Here is a 20,607-nt window from a genome sequence, read left to right on the forward strand (position 1 = left end):
CCGGACCTCGTCACACCGGGGCGGAGGGGCCGTATCAGGCCCCCGGGTCCCGGCTGTCAGGCGCGGCCGTCGGCGCTGCGGCGGGTCAGCACGACGGCGGCGCCGAGCGCTCCGGCGATGAGCAGGACGCCCGTGACCACTTCGGTGGCGCCGAGCCCGTCGTCGTCCGCTCCGGGCGCGGCGGCCGTTCCGTAACCGGCCTTCACGCCCTTGTGGGCTCCGGTGTACGTGCCGGTGTCGTGCCCGGTGTTCCCGCCGGTGTCGTGCCCGGTGTTCCCGCCGGTGTCGTGCCCGGTGTTCGCGCCGGTGTCGCCCTGGGCGATGGTCAGCTGGGTGGTGCCCCGCTCGCCCTTGCATTCGAAGGTGATCTCGTACTGGGTGCCGGCCTTGGCGTCGACGTCCACGGTCGCGGTGCCGGGGCGGCCCTCGGTGAGGGTCACGGTGTCGAACACGCCGGAGGTGACGGTCACGGAGGGCACTTCGCAGCCCTCGGACGTGAGGGTGACGGTGCCGCCTGGGGCGATCGTCGCGGGGGTGACGGAGAAGCCGAAGGACGTGATGTTGCTGCCTTCGTCGGCCAGGGCCAGGGGCGCGACCGTCACGACGGCGACGGCGCTGAGCAGGGCGGCGGAAGCGGCACGTATCGCGCGCATGGGCGGTCCTCCAGATCGGGCGAGGGCTCGGAGGCGGAGCGATTCCGCGTCCGGAAAGGGACGACCCTCACCGCGATCGAAGCTAGGTCCGCCCCCGGCGCGCCGCCACCGGGCTCCGCCGAACGGGGCACGGCGGGCCGGAGGGCACGGGGCCGGGGCGGGGCGGCCCGAAGAGCCGGGGGCCCGGCGCACGGCGGTCCGTAGGCCAGGCCCTAAGGAACGCGGATGACCTGTCCGGCGTACGAGAGGTTGCCGCCGAAGCCGAAGAGGAGGACGGGGGCGCCGGAGGGCAGTTCGCCGCGTTCGACCAGCTTGGCCAGGGCGAGCGGGATGGAGGCGGCCGAGGTGTTGCCGGAGTCGACGACGTCGCGGGCGACGACCGCGTTGACGGCGCCGATCTTCGCGGCGAGCGGCTCGATGATCCGCAGGTTGGCCTGGTGCAGGACGACGCCCGCGAGCTCCTCGGGGGTGACGCCGGAGCGCTCGCAGGCCTGCCGGGCGAGGGCGGGGAGCTGCTGGGTGGCCCAGCGGTAGACGGACTGGCCCTCCTGGGCGAAGCGGGGCGGGGTGCCCTCGATGCGGACGGCGTGGCCCATCTCCGGGACCGAACCCCACAGGACCGGGCCGATGGCGCCGGTGTCCGTCTCGACCGCCTCGACGATCGCGGCGCCCGCGCCGTCGCCGACGAGGACGCAGGTGGTGCGGTCGGTCCAGTCGGCGACGTCGGTCATCTTGTCGGCGCCGATGACCAGGGCGCGGCGGGCCGCCCCGGCCCGGACGGCGTGGTCGGCGGTGGCCAGGGCGTGGGTGAAGCCGGCGCAGACCACGTTGAGGTCCATGGTGGCCGGGGAGGTCATGCCGAGGCGGGCGGCGACGCGGGCGGCCATGTTGGGCGAGCGGTCGATCGCGGTGGAGGTGGCGACGAGGACGAGGTCGATGTCGGCGGCGGTGAGGCCGGCGGTGGCGAGGGCCTTGCCGGCCGCGTGGGCGGCGAGCTCGTCGACCGGCTCGTCGGGCCCGGCGATGTGCCGGGTGCGGATGCCGACCCTGCTGGTGATCCAGGCGTCGTCGGTCTCGACGAGTTCGGCGAGGTCGTGGTTGGTCAGCACCCTGGCGGGCTGGTAGTGCCCGAGCGCGGCGATGCGAGTGCCCGTCATACTCGGGACCCCCTAGGTGGTTCGTTCGTGGGCAGGACCACCCAGTCTTGCCAGCGACTGATCGGTAACCGGTGACGTAAACCGCCAACATTCCCCCGAATCGCTTGGCCGACCGTGACAAGCCCCCGGCCCGGCGCGCCTCCCTCTCCCGACCGTCGGACGCGCGTTCGAGGGGCGGAGTATGACGGAGAATGGGGCGGTCAGGGCCTTCCCGGCCTTCCCTGCGGAGAGAATCGAGTGCGGTCACGATGGGACGGGTCACCGAACGACGGCGTGTCCTGCGGATCCGGGGCGGTGCGGTCACCACGCGGCCCGACACCCTGGTGGCGGAGGAGCCGCTGGAGATCCGGCTGAACGGACGCCCGCTCGCGATCACCATGCGCACGCCGGGCGACGACTTCGCGCTCGCGGCCGGTTTCCTGGTCAGCGAAGGGGTCCTGGCGGCGGCGTCGGACGTGCGGAACATCGTGTACTGCGCGGGCGCCACGGACGACGGGCAGAACACGTACAACGTGGTGGACGTGCAGCTGGCCCCCGGCGTGACGGTCCCGGACATCTCGCTGGAGCGGAACGTCTACACGACGTCCTCGTGCGGGCTGTGCGGCAAGGCCAGCCTGGACGCGGTCCGCACCACGGCCCGCTTCCCCATCGCCGACACTCCCCCGCTGCGGCTCGCCCCCGAGCTGCTGTCGCTGCTGCCGGAGCGGCTGCGGGCGGCGCAACGGGTCTTCGACTCGACGGGCGGGCTGCACGCGGCGGCGCTCTTCACGGAGGACGGGGAGCTGCTCGACGTACGGGAGGACGTGGGCCGGCACAACGCCGTGGACAAGCTGGTCGGGCGGGCGCTGCGGGAGGGGCTCCTGCCGCTGGAGCGGGTGGTGCTGCTCGTGTCGGGGCGGGCTTCGTTCGAGCTGGCGCAGAAGGCCGTGATGGCGGGAATCCCGGTGCTCGCCGCGGTGTCCGCGCCGTCCTCGCTCGCCGTGGACCTGGCCGCCGAGACGGGCCTGACCCTGGTCGGCTTCCTGCGCGGGCCGGACATGAACGTGTACGCGGGCGAGCACCGGATCGCGGTCTGACCGGGCCCGGGGCCGGGGCTCAGTTCCTGGGCGGGTCGATCATCTGGAGTTCGAGGGTGGCCGGGGCCGGCGCGACGCCGGGGCCGCCGGCCGCCGTCCAGGCGAGGACCTCGTCGAGGCAGTCCTCGTCGGCGCTCCAGCCGATCCAGGCGGCCCGGCCTCCCCTGCGCCGCCCCTCGGTGGACGGCTGGACCACGAGCACGTTGGCCTGCGCGCAGGGTCCGAGGCAGTCACTGGTACGGACGAGGAGCCGGCCGCCGGAGGCCGCGGCGGCCTCGCGCAGGCGGGTGAGCTGACCGGTGTGGTCCATGCCGGGGTTCTTGCCGGCGTCGCCGCAGCAGCAGCCGCGGCAGACGACCAGGGAGCAGGGGCGGGCCCCGTACCGTATCGGGACCGGGGTCACGCGGGGCCGTCCAGGGTGATCGCGGAGACGGCGGCGACCGTGCCGAGGCGCGGGAAGTCGAGGTCGACGGAGGCGCGGTGCTCGTCGGCGGTGAGCGCGGCCATGGCGTCCTCGGCGAAGACGAGCTCGTAGCCCAGGTCGCAGGCGGCGCGGGCGGTGGACTCGACGCCGAGGTTGGTGGCGATGCCGCCGAGGACGAGGGTGGTGGCGCCGCGTCCGGCGAGCAGCTCGTGGAGTCCGGTGCCCTGGAAGCCGCCGATGGTGCGCTTGACGACGACGCTGTCGCCGTCCCGCACGAGGTCGGGGACGAGGTCGCTGCCGGGCGGCTGGGCGTCGACGTTCGGCCGCTCGACGCGGAGGTGCACGACGGGTGCGCCGGCGGCCCGGAAGGTGTCGGCGAGCCGGGCGGAGGCGGCGAGGACGTCGGTGCCGGGGCGGGGGGCGAGGGGCAGCGCGACGATGCGTTCCATCAGGTCGACGAGGACGAGCGCGGTGCTGCCGGGATCGAGTGCGGGCATGGGAGCACCGTAGCGGCCCGGATGATCACCAGGAGTGGGCCATGGGTGTGATCCGGCCGACCCCGGGTCCGTACGGGGTCGGCCGCACGGACCCGGGGTCATGGGCGTACGGGTCAGGTGCCGGTCGCCGGTACCTCGGGGGCGCGTGCGGCTCCGGGGGCGCCGGCCACGGCACCGGTCCCGGATTCCCCGGCCGCCTCGGCGTCCCTCGAACGGCGCTTCGCGAGGACCGCGCAGACCATCAGCTGCATCTGGTGGAAGAGCATCAGCGGGAGCACGGGAAGGGAGGCCTGCGGACCGAAGAGGACGCTCGCCATCGGCAGCCCGGCCGCCAGGCTCTTCTTGGAACCGGCGAACTGGATCGCGATCCGGTCCGCCCGGCCGAAGCCGAGGCGCCCGGCCCCGTACCAGGTCAGGGACAGCATGAGGGCGAGGAGCACGGCCTCGGCGGCGAGCAGCAGACCGAGCCGCGCGGGGGTCACCAGGTGCCAGATGCCGGCGACCATGCCCTGGCTGAAAGCGGTGTGGACGACGAGGAGGATCGAGCCCCGGTCGACACGGCCGAGGACCTTCTTGTGCCGGACGAGGAAGCCTCCCACCCAGCGGCGCAGGAACTGCCCGGCCAAGAACGGCACCAGGAGCTGGAGCACGATCCTCAGGAGCGCGTCGGCGGACAGGCCGCCCGCGCTGTTGCCGAGGAGCAGCGCCGCGAGCAGCGGGGTCAGGACGATCCCGGCGAGCGAGGAGAACGAGCCGGCACAGATCGCGGCGGGCACGTTCCCCCGGGCGATCGAGGTGAACGCGATGGAGGACTGGATGGTGGACGGCACCAGACAGAGGAAGAGGAAGCCGTCGTAGAGCTGGGGGGTGAGGACGCCGGGCACGAGGCCGCGCGCGGCGAGGCCGAGGAGGGGGAAGAGCAGGAAGGTGGAGCCGAGGACCGTGAGGTGGAGCCGCCAGTGCCTGAGCCCGTCGAGGGCCTCGCGGGTGGAGAGCCGGGCCCCGTAGAGGAAGAAGAGGAGGGCGACGGCCCCGGTCGACGCGCCTTCCGTGACGCTCGCGGCGGTCCCCGAGGCCGGGAGCAGCGCGGCGAAGGCGACCGTGCCGAGCAGCGCGAGGACGTAGCCGTCGACGGGCAGCCAGGGCGGCGGGCTGAGGGGGCGGCGGCCGGGACGGCCGGGCGTACGGGGGGTCATGGGCTCCAGGGCTCCTGCAGGGGATCGCGCCCGTCCATCCTGCTCCACGGCCCGGTGATCGGGAATCCCGTACAGCACTCTGACTGTCATCACGGTTCGCGATAGCCTCGGGGTGTGTACGAGCCCACCCAGCTGCGCACCTTCCTCGCGGTGGCCCAGACGCTGAGTTTCACCCGGGCCGCGGACCGCCTCGGGGTGCGCCAGTCGACCGTCAGCCAGCATGTGCGACGCCTGGAGGAGGCGACGGGCCGCCCGCTGTTCGCCCGGGACACGCACCGCGTGGAACTGACGGAGGACGGCGAGGCCATGCTCGGTTTCGCGCGCACGATCCTCCAGGCGCACGAGCGGGCGGCGGCCTTCTTCGGCGGGACCAGGTTGCGGGGGCGGCTGCGGTTCGGGGCCTCGGAGGACTTCGTGACGACCCGCCTGCCGGAGATCCTGGAGTCCTTCCGGCGCGAGCACCCCGAGGTCGACCTGGAGCTGACGGTCGAACTGTCCGGGACGCTCCAGGCCCGGCTCGCGGCCGGGCGGCTGGATCTGATCCTGGCCAAGCGGCGCGGGGCGGAGAGCGAGGGCCGGCTCGTCTGGGAGGACACGCTCGTCTGGATCGGGGCGCCGGGGCTGCGGATCGATCCGGACCGTCCGGTGCCGCTGATCCTGTACCCGCCGCCGGGGATCACACGGGCGCGTGCCCTGGAGGCGCTGGAGGCGCAGGGCAGGGCGTGGCGGATCGCGTGCACGAGTTCCAGTCTGAGCGCGAACGTGGCGGCGGCCCGTGCGGGGCTCGGCGTGATGGCGCACACGCGGGGTCTGGTGCCGCCGGGGCTCGTGCCGGTGCCGGCCCGCGCGGGGCTGCCGGACCTCGGCGACGTGGGGTTCGTGCTGCGCAAGGGGCGCCGGGGCGGGGAGACCCAGGAGGCGGCGGACGCCCTCGCGGAGGCGATCCTCGCGGGCGGCGACCGCCTGCACCGGCCGAGCTGACCGGGCGGCGCCCGGCCGCACCGGCCCCCGCGCACGCGACCCCGGCGGCCACGCCCGGCAGGACAGCGAGAAGGCGCCACGACGGCCTGGCGGGGTCCGGGGCGTGAGCGGCCGGTACAGATTCGGTGGAGATTCGCTCCCGGAGGCCGTACCGTCCGGTCAGTAACCGACCTGCGCCGTCCCCCACTTGGTCGCCTCACCGGCCCTGACCTGTGAGAACGCGAAATGTCCCGGCTTGGTGAAGGACCTCCCCCCGGCCGGTCGGGTGGGGTACCGTCACCCGCGCCGTACGGAGCGCGACAACGGGCTTTTCCAGCCACCGAGCCGTCGAGGAGCAGGTCAGTGCGCGAGTTCACCGTGCCGCCCGTCGAGGCGGCGCCTCAGGTCGGCGGTCTGGCGGACGCCGTGTTCGAGCACGCCCTCGCCGATCCCGGCCGGATCGCCTTCGGCCGGAAGGGCCCCGACGGGGCGTGGCACGACGTGACCGCCGCGCGGTTCCGGGACGAGGTCGTGGGCCTCGCGAAGGGGCTGATCGCCGAAGGTGTGCGGTTCGGCGACCGGGTCGCGATCATGGCCCGGACCCGGTACGAGTGGACGCTCTTCGACTTCGCGTTGTGGGCGCTGGGCGCGCAGTCCGTGCCCGTCTATCCGACGTCCTCCGCCGACCAGGTCTTCTGGATGCTGCACGACGCCGAGGTCACGGCCTGTGTCGTGGAGCACGAGGACCACGCGATGACGATCGGCTCGGTCGTCGACCGGCTGCCCCGGCTCCAGCGGCTCTGGCAGCTGGACGCGGACGCGGTGGGTGAGCTGACGGCGGCGGGCGCGGGGATCGACGAGGAGATCGTGCACCGGCACAGGCGGGCGGTGACCCCGGAGACGGTCGCGACGGTCATCTACACCTCGGGGACGACCGGCCGCCCCAAGGGCTGTGTGATCACCCACTCCAACCTCATGTTCGAGACGGACATGGTGATGGGCCGCTGGGAGCCGGTGTTCCGCTCGCGGCCCGACGAGCAGGCGTCGACGCTGCTGTTCCTGCCGCTCGCGCACGTCTTCGGGCGGATGGTGGAGGTGGCGGCGGTCCGGGGCGGGGTGAAGCTGGGGCACCAGCCGGTGATGGCGGCTGCGGAACTCCTCCCGGATCTGGTCGCGTTCCGGCCGACGTTCGTCCTGGCCGTGCCGTACGTCTTCGAGAAGGTCTTCGACGCGGCCCGCCGCAAGGCGGAGCGCGAGGGGAAGGCGGGCCCCTTCGACAAGGCCGTGGAGGTGGCGGTCGCGTACGCGGAGGCGCTGGAGCAGAAGGCCTTCGGGACGGGTCCGGGGCCGTCGGCGGCGCTGCGCGTCCAGCACCAGTTCTTCGAGAAGACGGTGTACGGGAAGGTGCGCGCGGTCCTGGGCGGACGAGTGCGGCACGCGATGTCGGGCGGTTCGGCCATGGACCGCCGGCAGGGGCTGTTCTTCGCGGGCGCGGGGATCGAGGTCTTCGAGGGGTACGGCCTGACCGAGTCCTCGGCCGCCGCCACGGCGAACCCGCCCGGACGGACCAAGTACGGCACCGTGGGCCAGCCGGTCCCGGGGACGACGGTCCACATCGCGGAGGACGGCGAGGTGTGGCTGCACGGCGGCCAGATCTTCTCCGGCTATCTGAACGCCCCCGAGGCCACGGCGGCCGTCCTCAACGACGGCTGGCTGGCCACCGGGGACATCGGCGCCCTCGACGCGGACGGCTATCTGACGATCACCGGGCGGAAGAAGGAGATCCTGGTGACCTCGGGCGGCAAGAGCGTCTCGCCCACCGCCCTCGAGGAGCGGGTGCGGGCGCATCCGCTGATCGCCCAGTGCATCGTGGTCGGCAACGACCGGCCGTACATCGCCGCTCTCGTGACGGTCGATCAGGAGGCGGTGGAGCACTGGCTCGCGGTGCAGGGGCGGGCGCCGCTCTCCCCGGCCGAGCTGGTGCGCGATCCGGCGCTGGAGACGGAGATCCGGCGGGGGGTGGTGGCGGCGAACACGCTGGTCTCGCAGGCGGAGTCCATCCGGACCTTCCGGATCCTGGCGCATCCCTTCAGCGAGGAGCACGGGCTGCTCACCCCCTCGCTGAAGCTGAAGCGGAAGGCGATCGAGCGGGCGTACGCGGCGGAGGTCGCGGCGCTGTACGGCTGACGGGCCTCGCGGCGCTGTTACGGCCGACGAAACCTCCGGCGCTGTGCGGCTGACGGAATGCGGGCCGGTCTGTGATCGTTGACGCTGGGAGTACCTCGGTACGACTCGTACGACCGCGACGACGTAAGGATCCACCCCACGTGAGCAAGGACAGCAACGTTCCCTCGATCACCCTGAACAACGGTGTGCCCATGCCGCAGCTGGGCTTCGGCGTCTGGCAGGTGCCGGACGACGAGGCGACGGCCGCCGTGACGACGGCCCTGGAGGCCGGGTACCGCTCGATCGACACCGCCGCCATCTACGAGAACGAGCGGGGCACCGGCCGTGCCCTCGCCGACTCGGGGATCGCCCGCGAGGAGCTGTTCGTCACCACGAAGCTCTGGAACAGCGAGCAGGGCTACGACTCGACGCTCAGCGCCTTCGACGCCTCCCTCGACAGGCTGGGGCTCGACTACGTCGACCTGTACCTGATCCACTGGCCGGTGCCGGCGAAGGACGCGTACGTCGACACGTACCGGGCGTTCGAGAAGATCCTCGCGGACGGGCGCGCCAAGGCGATCGGCGTCTCGAACTTCCTCCCGGAGCACCTGGAGCGGCTGATCGGCGAGACCTCGGTCGTGCCCGCCGTCAACCAGATCGAGCTGCACCCGCAGCTGGCCCAGCAGAAGTCGCGCGAGGTGCACGCCACGCACGGCATCGCGACCGAGGCGTGGTCGCCGCTCGGTCAGGGCAAGGGTCTCCTGGAGGTCCCGGCGATCGTCGCGATCGGCCGCAAGCACGGGCGGACGCCGGCGCAGGTGGTGCTGCGCTGGCACCTCCAGCTGGGGAACGTGGTGATCCCGAAGTCGGTCACCCCCTCGCGCATCCGCGAGAACATCGACGTCTTCGGCTTCGAGCTGGACGCCGAGGACCTGGCGGCGATCGCCGCCCTAGACGAGAGCCGCCGTCTGGGTCCGGACCCGGCGGAGTTCAACGCCGGCGCCTGACGGGACGAGGGCGTACGACGGAAGGCGCGGCGGTCTCACCGCGCCTTCCGCGTGTGCGAACTCGCCGCGCCTTCCGCGTACGCGAAGAGCGGTGCGGGATCAGCCCTTGCGGGCGGTGTGGACCGTGCGGGCCGTGAGGTGGAACAGGTCCGTGCGGTGGTGCAGGGACAGCTCCTCGGCCGGGTCGAGGAGCCGGTCGAGGGTCTCCTTGTCGGTCGCGTCCAGGCCGGCGCCGATGCCGTCCCGGAGGCGCCCGTAGTGGGCGAGGGCCAGCTCCCGGACGGCCGGGGAGACGGGCGCGGGGACGTCGGTGAGGAAGGTGCGGGTGCCGGCCGGGGTGAGACCGGCGCCGGCGAGCAGCGCCCGCCAGTCGTCCGGCTCGTCCTTGGAGCCCGGGAGTCCGGCGCGCATCTCGCCGAACCAGTCGGCGTGGACGGCGTCGAGACGGGCCTCCAGTCCGGGGCGTCCCATGCCGATGTGCCGGGGCAGGTGACGGGTGGGCAGGCCGCCCTCGACGAGGACCATCAGGCCGCCGGGGTTCAGGAGGGCGGCGAACTCCGCGAGCGCGGCGCCCTGGTCGCCGATGTGGTGCAGGGAGTTGCCCGCCCAGATGAGGTCGGCCGGTCCCAGGGTGCCGATCGACTCGGGGAGTTGGGCGTGGCGGGTGGAGACCCGCGCGCCGAGACCTCGGGCCTCGGCGCGGGCCTGCGCCCGTGCGAGGAGTTCGGGGGCGCCGTCGACGGCGACCGTCTCGGCGGCCGGGAACGCCTCGGCGAGCAGGCTGGTCACCACACCGGGGCCGCTGCCGACGTCGAGGACCCGGCGGACGCCCTGCACCGGCGCGAGGGTCCCCAGCCAGGCGGCGGCCTCCGCGTAGGCGGGGCTCGCGAGCTCGGCCTGTCGTTCCAGGAGCGGCGCGATCGCGTTCCAGTCGGGGTGGGTGCTGTCGTGGTGCCCGTGACCGTGGCCCTGCTGGTGGCCGGGGTGGGGCGCGGACGCGTGATGCTGGCTCATGGCCCCAGAGTGCGACGGAACGGTCGGGAGCGCGAGAAATGTTGCCGGTCCGGCAACATGTCCCGGGTCCGTGCGGGGCCGCTCAGCCGCGCCCCCGGTGTTCCTGCGGGCTGATGCCCCGGACGCGCTTGAAGGCGGCGCTCAGGGCGAACGCGCCGCTGTAGCCGACCTGCCGGGCGATGGATTCGACGGTGGCGTCCGTCTCGCGGAGCAGGTCGGCGGCGAGCGCGAGCCGCCAGCCGGTGAGGTACGCCATCGGCGGCTCCCCCACGAGTTCGCTGAACCGCCGGGCGAGCGCGGCCCGTGACACGCCCGACTTCACGGCGAGCGAGGCGACGGTCCACGGGTGGGCGGGGTCGTTCTGGAGCAGCCGGAGCGCCCGGCCCACGACCGGGTCGCCCATCGCGCGGTACCAGGCGGGGGCCTCGGCGCCCGGCCGGGAGAACCAGGCCCGGACGGCGGCGATGAGCAGCAGGTCGAGGACCCGGTCGAGGACGACGCTCTGGCCGGGTTCGTCGCGGGAGATCTCCTCGTCGAGGAAGGGCATGAGGGGGCAGTTCCACACGTCGGCGGGCAGGTGCGCCAGGCCCGGCAGGGCGTCGAGGAGCCTGCGGCCGACCTCGCCGTCCATCAGGTAGGTGCCGACGAGGACCGTGGTGCTGCCGTCCGGGGCGTTGCCCCAGGTGCGCACGCCGAGGCGCATGGACTGGGCGAGCGGCTCCCCCGAGAGGGTCGTGCAGCCGCCGTCCGGGCCGATCCTGGCGCGGGGCGGGGCGTCGGGGGCGTGGGCGACGGTGTACGGCTCGGGGCCGCGGGCGATGGCTATGTCCCCCGGGCGGAGCAGGACGGGTTCGCCGCGGTCGGGGACGATCCAGGCCTCGCCCTCGGTGACGCACATGAGGCAGATCGGGGCCTCGTCCTCGATGCGCACGGACCACGGCGGCTCCATGATCATGCGGAGCAGGAAGGCGCCCTTGGCGCGTGGCCCGTCGAGCAGTCCGGCGAGTGCGTCCATGGTGGGCAAGGGTAAGGCGTCGGCGGCTGGTTCCTGAGACGGATGCGTAGGCGGGCGAGACGGCGGAGCATGGGCGGGCGGCGCTCCGGACGGGAGTCTTGAGCCATGACGACGAACACGAACACGAGCGGCACGGAGAACATGACGGTCCTGGTGACCAGCGCCACCGGCAAGACCGGGCGGCGGGTGGCCGAGCGGCTGACCGCGCGCGGCGCGACGGTCCGCGCCGGCTCCCGGACCGGGGCGACCGTCTTCGACTGGGAGGCCCCTGAGACCTGGGCGCCCGCACTGCGGGGCGCGGACGCCGCGTACGTGGCCTACTACCCGGACCTGGCCGCCCCAGGGGCGGTCGAGGCGATGGAGACCTTCGGCCGGCTGGCCGTGGAGAACGGCGTCCGGCGGCTCACCCTCCTCTCCGGGCGCGGAGAGCCGGCGGCGGTGCTCGCGGAGGAGGCCCTGCGGGCGGCCGCTTCCGGGTCCGAACCGACCGTCGTACGGGCCTCGTTCTTCGCGCAGAACCTCTCCGAGGGACTGCTCGCGGAGGGAGTCGCCGAGGGCGTCCTGGTCTTCCCCGCCGGTGACACGGCCGAGCCGTTCATCGACGCGGACGACCTGGCGGACGTCGTCGTGGAGACGCTGACGGCGGACGGACACGTGGGGCGGGTGCACGAGGTGACGGGCCCGCGCCCGGTCGGCTTCGCGGAGGTGGCGGCGGAGATCTCCCGCGCCTCGGGCCGCCCGGTGGTCTATCAGCCGGTGTCCGAGGCCGAGTACGCCGGACTGCTCGCCGGGTTCGGACTCCCGGTCCCCGAGGCGGAGTGGCTCGCGGCGCTGTTCGCGACGCTCCTCGACGGGCACAACGCCTCGGCGACGGACGGCGTGAAGCGGGTCCTGGGCCGTGAGCCGCGCTCCTTCGGCGACTTCGCGGCGGAGGTGTGGGCCGGTCGTCGGCCCTGAGCGGTTCAGGCCTACCGCGCGGCCAGGGTCCGTAGGTCGCGGCGACGTGGTCGCGGAGCTCCTCGGGGGCGAGGAACCGGGTGAGGGACTTCAGCCGCGTCTGACGAAGCTCGCGAGCCGGTAACGGGGGTCGGCTCGGGGGCGGTCCTGCTCCGGGAGGGCGGTCAGGGCGGCGGCGAGCTTCTCCGTGGCCGCCGGGTCCCCCGCGTACCAGGAGGCGAAGTAGCCGGCGCGCAGCTTCCGGACGGTGTCGCGTGGCGTGCTGCCCTGGCCGTGCCCGGTGAAGCGGGTGCCGGGGGCGGGGTCCAGGCCGTAGGCGGCTGCGGACGCGGTGATCAGGTCGGCGCGGTCGGAGGCCGCTCTGACCGAGCGGTACGGGCGGAGGAGCGCGTCGATGTCGCTGCCGACGTCGTGGGCGGCGTCCTTGTCGACGGTGGCGACGAGGACGCCGCCGGGGCGCAGCACCCGGGCCGCCTCGGCGACGATGTCCGTCGCGAAGGGGACGAGGTGCAGCAGCCAGACGGCGGCGACGGCGTCCAGGGAGGCGTCGGGCAGGGGCAGCCGCCGGGCGTCGGCGCGTACGGCGCGGCCGGGGACCCGGCGGGCGGCGACCCGCACCATGGCGTGCGCGGCGTCGGCCCCGTGGACGCGCAGACCGGGCCGGGTGAGGCGCTCGGTGACGAGGCCGGTGCCGCAGGCGAGGTCGAGCAGGGTGCGGGCGCCGGGCGGGACGAGGCGGAGGACGGCCTCCGCGGCGGCCTCGGCCCTGGGCACGCCGCCGCGGGTCCGGTCGTAGTGCGCCGCCTCAGTCTCGTAGTCGAGCACGGTCTCCGGCATGCCCGCGATCCTAGAGGGTGTCAGTTCGCGCCGTGGCCGGGGGCGATCCCTTCGACGCGCTCGGCGAGTTCGAAGTCCTTCTCGGTGACGGCACCGCCGGCGGAGTGGGTGCTCACGGCGACGGCGACCGTGTTGTAGCCGAGGGTGAGGTCGGAGTGGTGGTCGAGCTCCTGCTGGATCTGAGCGACGTGGACGACGAGCGCGGTGGCCGCGAAGTGGTCACCGAGGCGGTAGGTCCGGGTGAGCCGGTCGGCGTCGACGGACCAGCCGGGAAGCTCCCTCAGGCGGTCCTCGATCTCCTTCTGCGACAGCGGCTGTGTGGGCACGGCGGTGCTCCCTCCGGTCGGGTGGTGCGGGTGACGGGGTGACGGACAGGGGCCCCTGGGGAGAACTACCCGGGGTCCCCCTCTGGGATACCGTCTGGCCATGACAACTGTGGTGAGCGACACGGGAGTGGGGGCCCTGCTGCGCGGCTGGCGTGAGCAGCGGCGGCTGAGCCAGCTGGAGCTGGCACTGCGCGCGGACTCCTCGGCGCGCCACATCTCGTTCGTGGAGACGGGCCGCTCCCGGCCGAGCGAGGAGATGGTCCTCAAGCTCGCGGAGCACCTGGAGGTGCCGGTGCGGGAGCGGAACGCGCTGCTGCTCGCGGCCGGTTACGCGCCGCGGTACACGGAGTCGCCGCTGGACGCGCCGCGCCTGGAGACGCTGCGCTGGGGCATCCAGCAGCTGCTGGACGGGTACGAGCCGTATCCGGCGCTCGTGGTGGACGGCACGTACACGGTGGTGGCGGCGAACCGGGGGATCGAGCTGCTGCTCGGCGGGCTCCCGGAGCATCTGATGACCCCGCCGATGAACGCGATGCGGCTGACGCTGCACCCGGAGGGCCTGGCGCCCCGGATCCGGAACCTCCGGGAGTGGCGGGGCCACCTCCTGGCCCAGATGGACCGTCAGATCGCGCTGGCCCGTTCGGAGACGCTGCGGGAGCTGTACGAGGAGGTGGCGGGCTATCCGCTGCCGGAGCAGGTCGATCCCGAGGACCGGCCGGACGCGGAGCCGTACCCGTACTTCGCGCTGCCGCTGCGGATCGAGCACGAGGGGCGGGTGCTGTCGTTCGTGTCGTCGATCTCGACGTTCAACACGCCGATGGACGTGACCGTCGCCGAGCTGGCCATCGAGACGTTCCTCCCGGCCGACCCGGAGACGGTCGCGTACCTCCGGTCCCTGAGGGGCTGACACTCAGCGACCGGCCGCCCTGAGCGCCGCCCACTGGAGCCCGGCGAAGCCGGCGACGGTGGCCGCCTGCACCGGGGTCCACAGCAGGCCGGCGGTGGTCGGCTCCAGCCAGGCGACGAGGGCGACGACGCTGAGGACGGCCCAGAGCACGTTGGCGTCGACGACGAGCTTCACCGCGAGCGCCGGGGGCTGCGGGCGGCTCGCGAGCCAGGCCACGCCGGCGGCGAAGGCGGTGAGGAAGCCGCCGAGTTCGAGAAGGAGCCCCGCCTCGACGCCGAGGAGTTCTCCGAGGGGGCCGGAGGCGGCGAGGTAGGCGATCCCGTTGGCTCCGGTGACGACGGCGTCGAGGGCGAGGAAGCGGCGGACCGCGGACTGGGGCCGGGTGGTGCGGGTGGTGGTCCTTGAAGACCGGTGCAGGGCCTGGGACATGGTGGATCACCCTCCAAGGGGGACGTCCGTGCTGGTGGTGGGCCCGGAGCCCGGGAGGAGTGCGCCGCCCGGGTTCCGGTGTCCCCGAGCATGGCGGGCCGGGCGGAGGGGGTCGATTACGCCCGAGGTAATGCGGGGTCGCGGACATCCGTGCCGCCGCTCCTCCGGGATGAGTAGTCTTCGCGCCGGGCGGCCGGAACCGGTCTCCGGGAGGGGGAGGACAGACATGGCGTGGAGCGGTGAACGGGCCCGGATGGTGGCCACTCGGGACGATCACACGGTGACGCCCGCGGAGCTCTTCTTCGACCTGGTGTTCGTGTACGCGATCACGCAGGTCACCGCCCTGATGGCGGCCGCGCCTTCGCCGGTGCGGGTGGTGGGCGCCATGGTCGTCCTCGCGCTGCTGTGGTGGTGCTGGTGCGCCTTCGCCTGGCTGGGCAATGTCGTACGGGCCGATTCCGGCGCCCTGTTCGGCGTCCTCGTCACCGTCATGGCCGTCGTCCTCATCGTGTCCCTCGCCGTGCCCGAGGTCTTCGCGGACGCGCCGGGCGGGCTCTCGGCGCCGCTGGTGTTCGTGCTCTGTTACGGCGCGGTGCGCGTCCTGCACCTTGCCTCGTACTGGATCTCGAGCCCGGGGGACGCCGCGCTGCGGGCCACCCTGCGGCGTACGGCCATGGCGTCCGTGCTGCCGCCGCTGGTGCTGCTGCTCATCGGCTGCGGGTACGACGGCCGGGTCCAACTCCTGTGGTGGCTGGGCGCGGTGGTCGTCGACTACGGCGGGATCTACGTCACCGGGTCCTCCGGCTGGCGGGTCAACTCCCCCGGGCACTTCGCCGAGCGGCACGGTCTGATCGTGATCATCGCCCTGGGCGAGTCCATCGTGGCCATGGGCGTCGGTGTCTCCGGTTTCCCGCTCTCGTACGCGGTGCTCGGGGCCTCGGCCGCCGGGCTGCTGCTCTCGGCCGCGCTGTGGTGGCTGTACTTCCGGCAGCTCGGCGAGTCCGCCGAGCACCGTCTCGCGGGGCTCGACGGCGACGACCGCACCCGCTTCGCGCGGGACGTCTACACGTTCCTGCACCTGCCCCTGGTCGCGGGGGTCGTGCTGTGCGCGCTCGGGATGAAGAAGGTCCTCCAGCAGGTCGCCGACACCGGGCACTACGGTCTCGCCGAGCCGCTGCACGGTGTCGTGGCCTGGTCCCTGGCCGGCGGGGTCGGCGTCTATCTGCTCGGCGCCGCCGCGATCGTGCTGCGCACCTCGGGCCGGCGGCCGACCGCGCTGGCCGTGGGCGGGGTGTGCTGTCTGGCGGCGGGCCCGCTGGTCGGTCTCGTCCCGGCACTGGTGGCCCTCACGGTTCTCGCCGGGACGGCGGCGGTTCTCGTGGGGCTGCACACGCGGCGCGGCGCGCGGCGGCTCACGCACGTGGAGGCGGCCTGACGCCGGCCCGTCGGCGCGCCGGCCTCCCGGAGGCGTGCCCCGGGAGGCCGGCGCGGGCGTTCAGCTGAGCGGACCCTCCCGGCGGACGCGGTCCTCCCGGTGCACGGGCGGCTCGGGCGTCCGGGCGGGCGGCGCGGGCGTCCGGGCGGGGGCCGGGGCTCCGGGTTCGGGGGCGGGGCGCTCGCCGCGCAGGGCGCGGGAGGCCTCGGCGCGCAGCAGGGCCTGGAGGACGGCGTACGGGTCGACGGGCATGGCGGAACTCCTCGTGGTGCGGGGGTGATGTCGGGTGGTCTGCGGGGAGGCGAGGGCCTCTCAGCAGCGCATCACCACGCACCGGAGCGCGTCGCCGCGCGGGGCGGGTACGGGGACGGGGGCCGGCGTCCTGCGGTGGCCCCGGGGGCCGTGGGGCCGGGCCCCGGTCCTGACGGGCCGGAGCCGCGTGCCGTGACGTCGGGCCCTGCCGGGCAGTCCGGCGTCGGTGCCGGCCGGGTCGTGGGTCTCGCCGCCCGGGTCGGAGGCCGGGGCGGCGGCAGCGCCGCGCGTCTCGGCGACGGGGAGCGCGGCGGCGGCCCCGGTGCCGAACAGGGCGGCGAGGACGAGGAGCAGCGCGATCCACCGGTGCCGGCGCCGGTCCGGGCGCGCCCGGCGGCCCGCCGGGGTGGCGGGCGCGGCGGGCGTCTGGTGCGCGGAGCTCACGGAGATCCGTACTGCCCCACGGTGCGAGCGGCGCGGCGCCCCCGGCCCGAGTTCCGCCCGGGCGGCCTACGCGTGGGCCCCCGGATTCACTCCCTGGGCGGCAGCGCGCTGCTTGCGGGCCGCCCTCCACGCGTACACGAGCACGCCGGCGAAGAGGAACAGCACGCCCTGGTAGACGGCGGCGTAGCCGGCGCCGGCGACCAGCCAGAGGGAGAAGCCGAAGGCGGCGAGGGCGAGGACGCCGTCGCGGACGAGCCGGGCGCGGGAGACCTTCTCGGCCTGCCCGGACAGCAGGAAGTAGATCTGGGCCGCCGCGGACAGCAGGTAGGGGACGGTGGCGGTGAAGGTGGTGACGAGGACGAGGATCTCGAAGACGCCCTTCGTGCCGGCCGTGTAGTTGTAGACCGTCAGGAGCGAGGCGAGGACGACGGTGACGAGGACGCCCACCGTCGGCACACCGCGCCGCTTGACGGTGAAGACCTTCGGGAAGAGTCCGTCGCGGGCGGCCGCGTAGGGGGCCTGGGCGCTCAGCAGGGTCCAGCCGTTGAGGGCGCCGAGCATGGAGACCATGGCCATGCAGGCGACGGCCGTGCCGCCCCAGGTGCCGCCGAACATGGCGTTCACGGCGTCGGAGAAGGGCGCGGTGGAGGTGACCAGCTTGTCGTGGGCGACGGTGCCGAAGACGGCGAGGGTGCCGAGCAGGTAGACGGCGGCGGCGCCGAGGGTGCCCAGGACGGTGGCGCGGCCGACGTTGCGGCGGGGGTCGCGGACCTCGCCGGCGCTGACGGCGGCGGACTCGACGCCGAGGTAGCTGAAGAGCAGGATCGCGGCGGAGGCGGAGACCGCGCCGAGCGCGCTGCCCTCGCCGGGGTGGAACGGCCCGAGGTTGGCGCTGTCGAAGAAGAAGAGGCCGCCGACGGCGACCAGGATCAGCGGGACGAACTTGAGCACGGTCGCGACGATCTGCACCGCGCCGACGTAGCGGGTGCCGGCCAGGTTCGCGAGCGCGGGAAGCCACTGGAAGAGCAGGGCGGCGGCGATCGTGGCGAGCGTGGACTCGTGGACGGGCACGAGGACGTCGAGGTAGCCGACGGCGGCGACGGCGAGCGCGGCGTTGGAGACCCAGGCGGTGATCCAATACGACCAGGCGGCGAGGAAGCCGGCGAAGTCGCCGAAGGCGGCGCGGGCGTAGACGTAGGGTCCGCCGGTCTGCGGCAGGCGGTGGGCGAGGCGGCCGAAGACGAGGGCGAGGGCGATCGCGCCGAGGGTGAGGACGCCGAAGGCGACGAGGCTGAGGGTGCCGTAAGGGGCGACGGAGGCGGGCAGCAGGAAGATCCCGCCCCCGATGATGTTGCCCATGACCAGGGCGGTCGCGATCGGGAGGCCGAAGCGGCGGGCGTGCTGGGTGCCCTCCTGCCGGGCCGCGTCCCGCTGGGGAGTGGTGGTGGCCGTGCTCATGGGGTGGTGCGCCTTCCGTCGTGCAAATCCGGAACATCGTCCGGTAACGGCGAACAGGCGTCCAAATCAGCGTTTTTTGTCCTGCGCGAGAGGGCCGTCAACCGGAAGAAGTGATTCCGATGGGTCCGTGGACCGGGAAATCTTCTGTCGGCCCAGCGGCCCGAGCGGCACCTGTGGCCCCGAGGACTCGCGCAGCCAGCGCCGCAGCACCCGGTGCACCTGCTCCGCCCCGACCAGCTCCTCCCCCGGGCCGACCGGCGGCGAGAGGTCCGGCGGCGACAGGAGGAAGGCGTGCGACTGCTCGCCTCCGAGACCGCCGTGGGAGCCGATCTGCTCCTCGAAGGCGTGCACGGTTCCCCTCGCCGGGTCGTACATGGAGTTGACCATGATGTCGGCGACGTGCGGAAAGCCGTCCGTGCGCCGCACCGCCCGCGCCGCGCCCGGCCCGAAGACCGCGAGCGGCCCGTCGTCCGCGAGCTCGGCGACCGGCACCTCCACCCCGTCGCGGGCGAGCACCACCGAGCCGTGCTCGGCGCTCGCCACGAGCACGAACCCGACGCCCGGGTGGTGCGCGAGGGTCCGCAGGAGGGCGGGATGGCGCCGGTCGATCTCCTCCCGGGTCATCCGGTGCGGCACGTCGGGGAAGGACACGAGCCCCAGGTTCCCCGAGGCGAGCACCACCGGCTCGGAGGGCCGGGCGGGCAGCTCCCGCGCCGTCTCCCCGCTCTCGTCCACCGGCCGGTGCAGCGCGCTGCGCAGCGCGTCCCTGGCCGCGTCTCGCGCCTCCGAACCGCTTCGCGTGCGCCGCACGCGGCGCGGCACCGGCAGCCCGCACCCGGCCCGTACGAGGTCCTTGAGCGTCAGCCCGTACGCCGACTCGAACGTCTCCCCGGGGCTCTGCCCGTGGTCGGAGAGCAGCACGATCCGGTACGGACGCGGGGCGTGCTCGGCGACGGTGGCGATGAGCGCGATCGCGCGGTCGAGACGGGCCAGGACCTGGTCCGTGTCGGGGCCGTGCGGTCCCGAGTGGTGCGCCACCTCGTCGTACGCGACGAGGTCGGCGTAGACGGCGGTCCGCCCGGCCAGCATGTCCCCCATCACGGCGGAGACCACGACGTCCCGCTCGACGACCGTCGCGAAGGCGCGGACGAAGGGGTACGTGCCGCCGCGCGTGACCCTGGGGGCCTCCCGGCGCAGCCGCGCCCGCGTCGACTGGTACACCTCCCGGGCGCACTCGGCGACGAGCGATCCGGCGGTGCGGACGGCGTTGGCGGGGTCGGAGAAGTAGGCGAAGTAGCCGGCCCGGGAGCGGTTGCGGCGGCCGCGCCGGGCGGCCATCGACAGGACGAGGGCGAGCTGGTCGGCGCCGCCGCTGAAGAGGTTGCCCCGGGAGGCGCCGTCGACGGTGAGGAGGCCGCCGTCGCCGGTGCGGTGCACCGCCCGGCGCTGGAGCTCGACCGCGCTCGCCGGGCGGTTGGACACCATGAGCCGGCCGGTGTCCTTCTCGTACCAGCGGAAGGCCGGCACGTCCTCGTTGGAGCCGTGCAGGATGCCGAGCTGGCTGGCGCCGGTCTGGCTGGACCAGTCGGTGCGCCAGGGGGTGAGGCGGTGACCGGCGTCCAGCCAGCCCGCGACGGTGGGCATGAGACCGTCGGCGACGGCGCCGCGCAGCACGTGGTGGCCGACGCCGTCGAGCTGGAGGAAGACCGTGCCCGGCACGGCTTCCGCCGTGGCGCCCGGGTCGCGGGGGCGGGTGCGGCCGGTGAGGCGGTAGAGCCGGCTCCGGTAGGCGTCGTCGTCGCGGACGGCGAGGGCCGTGGAGGTGGCGGAGGCGACGGCGGACATCACGGCGGCGACCACGACCGCGGTCTCGGGTTCGGCGGCGCCCCGCCCGTCGGGGATCAGCCAGAGCGCGACGAGCAGCAGTGAGCCGTTGAGGAAGAAGACGAGCAGGCCGAGGACGAGCGCGGGGACGAGCAGCAGCGCCCGTACGATCAGCGGCCACACGAGCGCGCCGAGGAGACCGAACGCGCCCGCCGCCCAGGCGGCGGTGAGGGCCGTCCTGGTGAGGGTGTCGCCGTCGGCTGACTGGAGCTGGAAGTCGGGGAGCAGTCCGGCGAGGAGGAGCAGGGTGAGGGTGGAGACCGCCCAGACCACGAGCACCCGCGCCAGTGTCCGGCCCGCGGACCGCCAGCGGTCGGCGCCACCCCATCGCCCGTCACCCACGCCCGCTACACCTTTCGCCTGTTTCCTGCCCCAAGCGTGGCACAACGGCCGCGATCGGGCGGGAGGGACGGGCTTCGGGGGCCTTCTCGGCTCCTGGGCAACGGCTTCGGGGGCCTTCTGAGGTCCTGTGCAACGGCTTCGGAGGCCTTCTGAGGTCCTGTGCAATGGGCT

The 20,607-nt window shown here is 74.1% G+C and carries 21 protein-coding genes; 7 read left to right on the forward strand and 14 right to left on the reverse strand.

Going from position 1 to position 20,607, the window contains the following annotated elements:
- Positions 1-56: 56 nt before the first annotated feature.
- Together ACZ51I_RS09715 and ACZ51I_RS09720 are read right to left on the reverse strand one after the other, a co-directional pair.
- Positions 57-653, reverse strand: a complete 597-nt coding sequence (locus ACZ51I_RS09715) for a hypothetical protein (RefSeq protein WP_468873237.1) — start codon at positions 651-653, stop codon at positions 57-59.
- 212 nt (positions 654-865) lie between these two features.
- Positions 866-1,810, reverse strand: a complete 945-nt coding sequence (locus ACZ51I_RS09720) for a beta-ketoacyl-ACP synthase III (protein ID WP_468873240.1) — start codon at positions 1,808-1,810, stop codon at positions 866-868.
- A gap of 248 nt (positions 1,811-2,058) precedes the next feature.
- On the opposite strand from ACZ51I_RS09720, the gene fdhD reads away from it, so the two are divergent.
- The gene (gene fdhD, locus ACZ51I_RS09725) at positions 2,059-2,886 is read left to right on the forward strand and encodes a formate dehydrogenase accessory sulfurtransferase FdhD (protein WP_468873243.1); all 828 of its coding nucleotides are present in this window, start codon (positions 2,059-2,061) and stop codon (positions 2,884-2,886) included.
- A 19-nt stretch (positions 2,887-2,905) separates the two neighbouring features.
- On the opposite strand, the gene ACZ51I_RS09730 is transcribed toward fdhD, so the two are convergent.
- The 3 genes from ACZ51I_RS09730 to ACZ51I_RS09740 all read right to left on the reverse strand — a co-directional run bounded on the left by ACZ51I_RS09730 (position 2,906) and on the right by ACZ51I_RS09740 (position 5,003).
- Positions 2,906-3,289 (reverse strand): (2Fe-2S) ferredoxin domain-containing protein, encoded by a 384-nt coding sequence (locus ACZ51I_RS09730; RefSeq protein WP_468873246.1) that lies wholly within the window; start codon positions 3,287-3,289, stop codon positions 2,906-2,908.
- Positions 3,286-3,807, reverse strand: coding sequence for an isochorismatase family protein (locus ACZ51I_RS09735; protein WP_468873248.1), 522 nt, complete (start codon positions 3,805-3,807; stop codon positions 3,286-3,288). The genes ACZ51I_RS09730 and ACZ51I_RS09735 overlap by 4 nt, the downstream gene beginning before the upstream one ends.
- A 113-nt stretch (positions 3,808-3,920) precedes the next feature.
- Positions 3,921-5,003, reverse strand: a complete 1,083-nt coding sequence (locus ACZ51I_RS09740) for a bile acid:sodium symporter family protein (protein WP_468873250.1) — start codon at positions 5,001-5,003, stop codon at positions 3,921-3,923.
- Between the two features lie 114 nt (positions 5,004-5,117).
- Between ACZ51I_RS09740 and ACZ51I_RS09745 the strand changes: the two genes are divergently transcribed.
- The 3 genes from ACZ51I_RS09745 (at position 5,118) to ACZ51I_RS09755 (ending at position 9,136) form a co-directional block, all read left to right on the forward strand.
- A complete protein-coding gene (locus ACZ51I_RS09745; protein WP_468873252.1) occupies positions 5,118-5,984 on the forward strand; it encodes a LysR substrate-binding domain-containing protein in 867 nt (288 codons plus the stop codon).
- Positions 5,985-6,326: 342 nt separating this feature from the next.
- Entirely contained in the window at positions 6,327-8,150 is a 1,824-nt protein-coding gene (locus ACZ51I_RS09750) for an AMP-dependent synthetase/ligase (protein WP_468873254.1), read from the forward strand.
- A 191-nt stretch (positions 8,151-8,341) separates the two neighbouring features.
- Positions 8,342-9,136 carry an aldo/keto reductase gene (locus ACZ51I_RS09755; RefSeq protein WP_468873830.1) on the forward strand — a complete coding sequence of 265 codons (795 nt, stop codon included), beginning with the start codon at positions 8,342-8,344 and terminating at the stop codon, positions 9,134-9,136.
- A gap of 99 nt (positions 9,137-9,235) precedes the next feature.
- Here ACZ51I_RS09755 and ACZ51I_RS09760 read toward each other — a convergent pair whose 3' ends face one another.
- The gene (locus ACZ51I_RS09760; RefSeq protein ID WP_468873257.1) at positions 9,236-10,150 is read right to left on the reverse strand and encodes a class I SAM-dependent methyltransferase; all 915 of its coding nucleotides are present in this window, start codon (positions 10,148-10,150) and stop codon (positions 9,236-9,238) included.
- 82 nt (positions 10,151-10,232) lie between these two features.
- Positions 10,233-11,165, reverse strand: coding sequence for an AraC family transcriptional regulator (locus ACZ51I_RS09765; protein WP_468873260.1), 933 nt, complete (start codon positions 11,163-11,165; stop codon positions 10,233-10,235).
- A gap of 105 nt (positions 11,166-11,270) precedes the next feature.
- Here ACZ51I_RS09765 and ACZ51I_RS09770 point away from each other — a divergent pair, with 105 nt between their 5' ends.
- Positions 11,271-12,122 carry a Rossmann-fold NAD(P)-binding domain-containing protein gene (locus tag ACZ51I_RS09770; RefSeq protein ID WP_468873263.1) on the forward strand — a complete coding sequence of 284 codons (852 nt, stop codon included), beginning with the start codon at positions 11,271-11,273 and terminating at the stop codon, positions 12,120-12,122.
- A gap of 90 nt (positions 12,123-12,212) precedes the next feature.
- Here the strand turns inward: ACZ51I_RS09770 and ACZ51I_RS09775 are convergent, their stop codons facing one another.
- A complete protein-coding gene (locus ACZ51I_RS09775; protein ID WP_468873265.1) occupies positions 12,213-12,959 on the reverse strand; it encodes a class I SAM-dependent methyltransferase in 747 nt (248 codons plus the stop codon).
- A gap of 20 nt (positions 12,960-12,979) precedes the next feature.
- Positions 12,980-13,285 (reverse strand): 4a-hydroxytetrahydrobiopterin dehydratase, encoded by a 306-nt coding sequence (locus tag ACZ51I_RS09780; protein WP_468873268.1) that lies wholly within the window; start codon positions 13,283-13,285, stop codon positions 12,980-12,982.
- A 100-nt stretch (positions 13,286-13,385) separates the two neighbouring features.
- On the opposite strand from ACZ51I_RS09780, the gene ACZ51I_RS09785 reads away from it, so the two are divergent.
- Complete coding sequence (locus ACZ51I_RS09785) at positions 13,386-14,192, forward strand: helix-turn-helix domain-containing protein (protein ID WP_468873271.1); 807 nt, start codon at positions 13,386-13,388, stop codon at positions 14,190-14,192.
- Between the two features lie 3 nt (positions 14,193-14,195).
- Here the strand turns inward: ACZ51I_RS09785 and ACZ51I_RS09790 are convergent, their stop codons facing one another.
- The gene (locus tag ACZ51I_RS09790; protein WP_468873273.1) at positions 14,196-14,621 is read right to left on the reverse strand and encodes a hypothetical protein; all 426 of its coding nucleotides are present in this window, start codon (positions 14,619-14,621) and stop codon (positions 14,196-14,198) included.
- Positions 14,622-14,901: 280 nt separating this feature from the next.
- Here ACZ51I_RS09790 and ACZ51I_RS09795 point away from each other — a divergent pair, with 280 nt between their 5' ends.
- Entirely contained in the window at positions 14,902-16,056 is a 1,155-nt protein-coding gene (locus ACZ51I_RS09795) for a low temperature requirement protein A (protein WP_468873275.1), read from the forward strand.
- 60 nt (positions 16,057-16,116) lie between these two features.
- Here the strand turns inward: ACZ51I_RS09795 and ACZ51I_RS09800 are convergent, their stop codons facing one another.
- From ACZ51I_RS09800 to ACZ51I_RS09815, 4 genes are all read right to left on the reverse strand, one after another.
- Positions 16,117-16,308 (reverse strand): hypothetical protein, encoded by a 192-nt coding sequence (locus ACZ51I_RS09800; RefSeq protein WP_468873278.1) that lies wholly within the window; start codon positions 16,306-16,308, stop codon positions 16,117-16,119.
- Between the two features lie 60 nt (positions 16,309-16,368).
- Entirely contained in the window at positions 16,369-16,752 is a 384-nt protein-coding gene (locus ACZ51I_RS09805; protein WP_468873281.1) for a hypothetical protein, read from the reverse strand.
- Between the two features lie 66 nt (positions 16,753-16,818).
- Positions 16,819-18,210, reverse strand: a complete 1,392-nt coding sequence (locus ACZ51I_RS09810) for an amino acid permease (protein ID WP_468873284.1) — start codon at positions 18,208-18,210, stop codon at positions 16,819-16,821.
- A 66-nt stretch (positions 18,211-18,276) separates the two neighbouring features.
- Positions 18,277-20,436 carry a phage holin family protein gene (locus tag ACZ51I_RS09815; protein WP_468873287.1) on the reverse strand — a complete coding sequence of 720 codons (2,160 nt, stop codon included), beginning with the start codon at positions 20,434-20,436 and terminating at the stop codon, positions 18,277-18,279.
- Positions 20,437-20,607: the final 171 nt, after the last annotated feature.

This window comes from Streptomyces sp. NPDC034084, assembly GCF_055575535.1.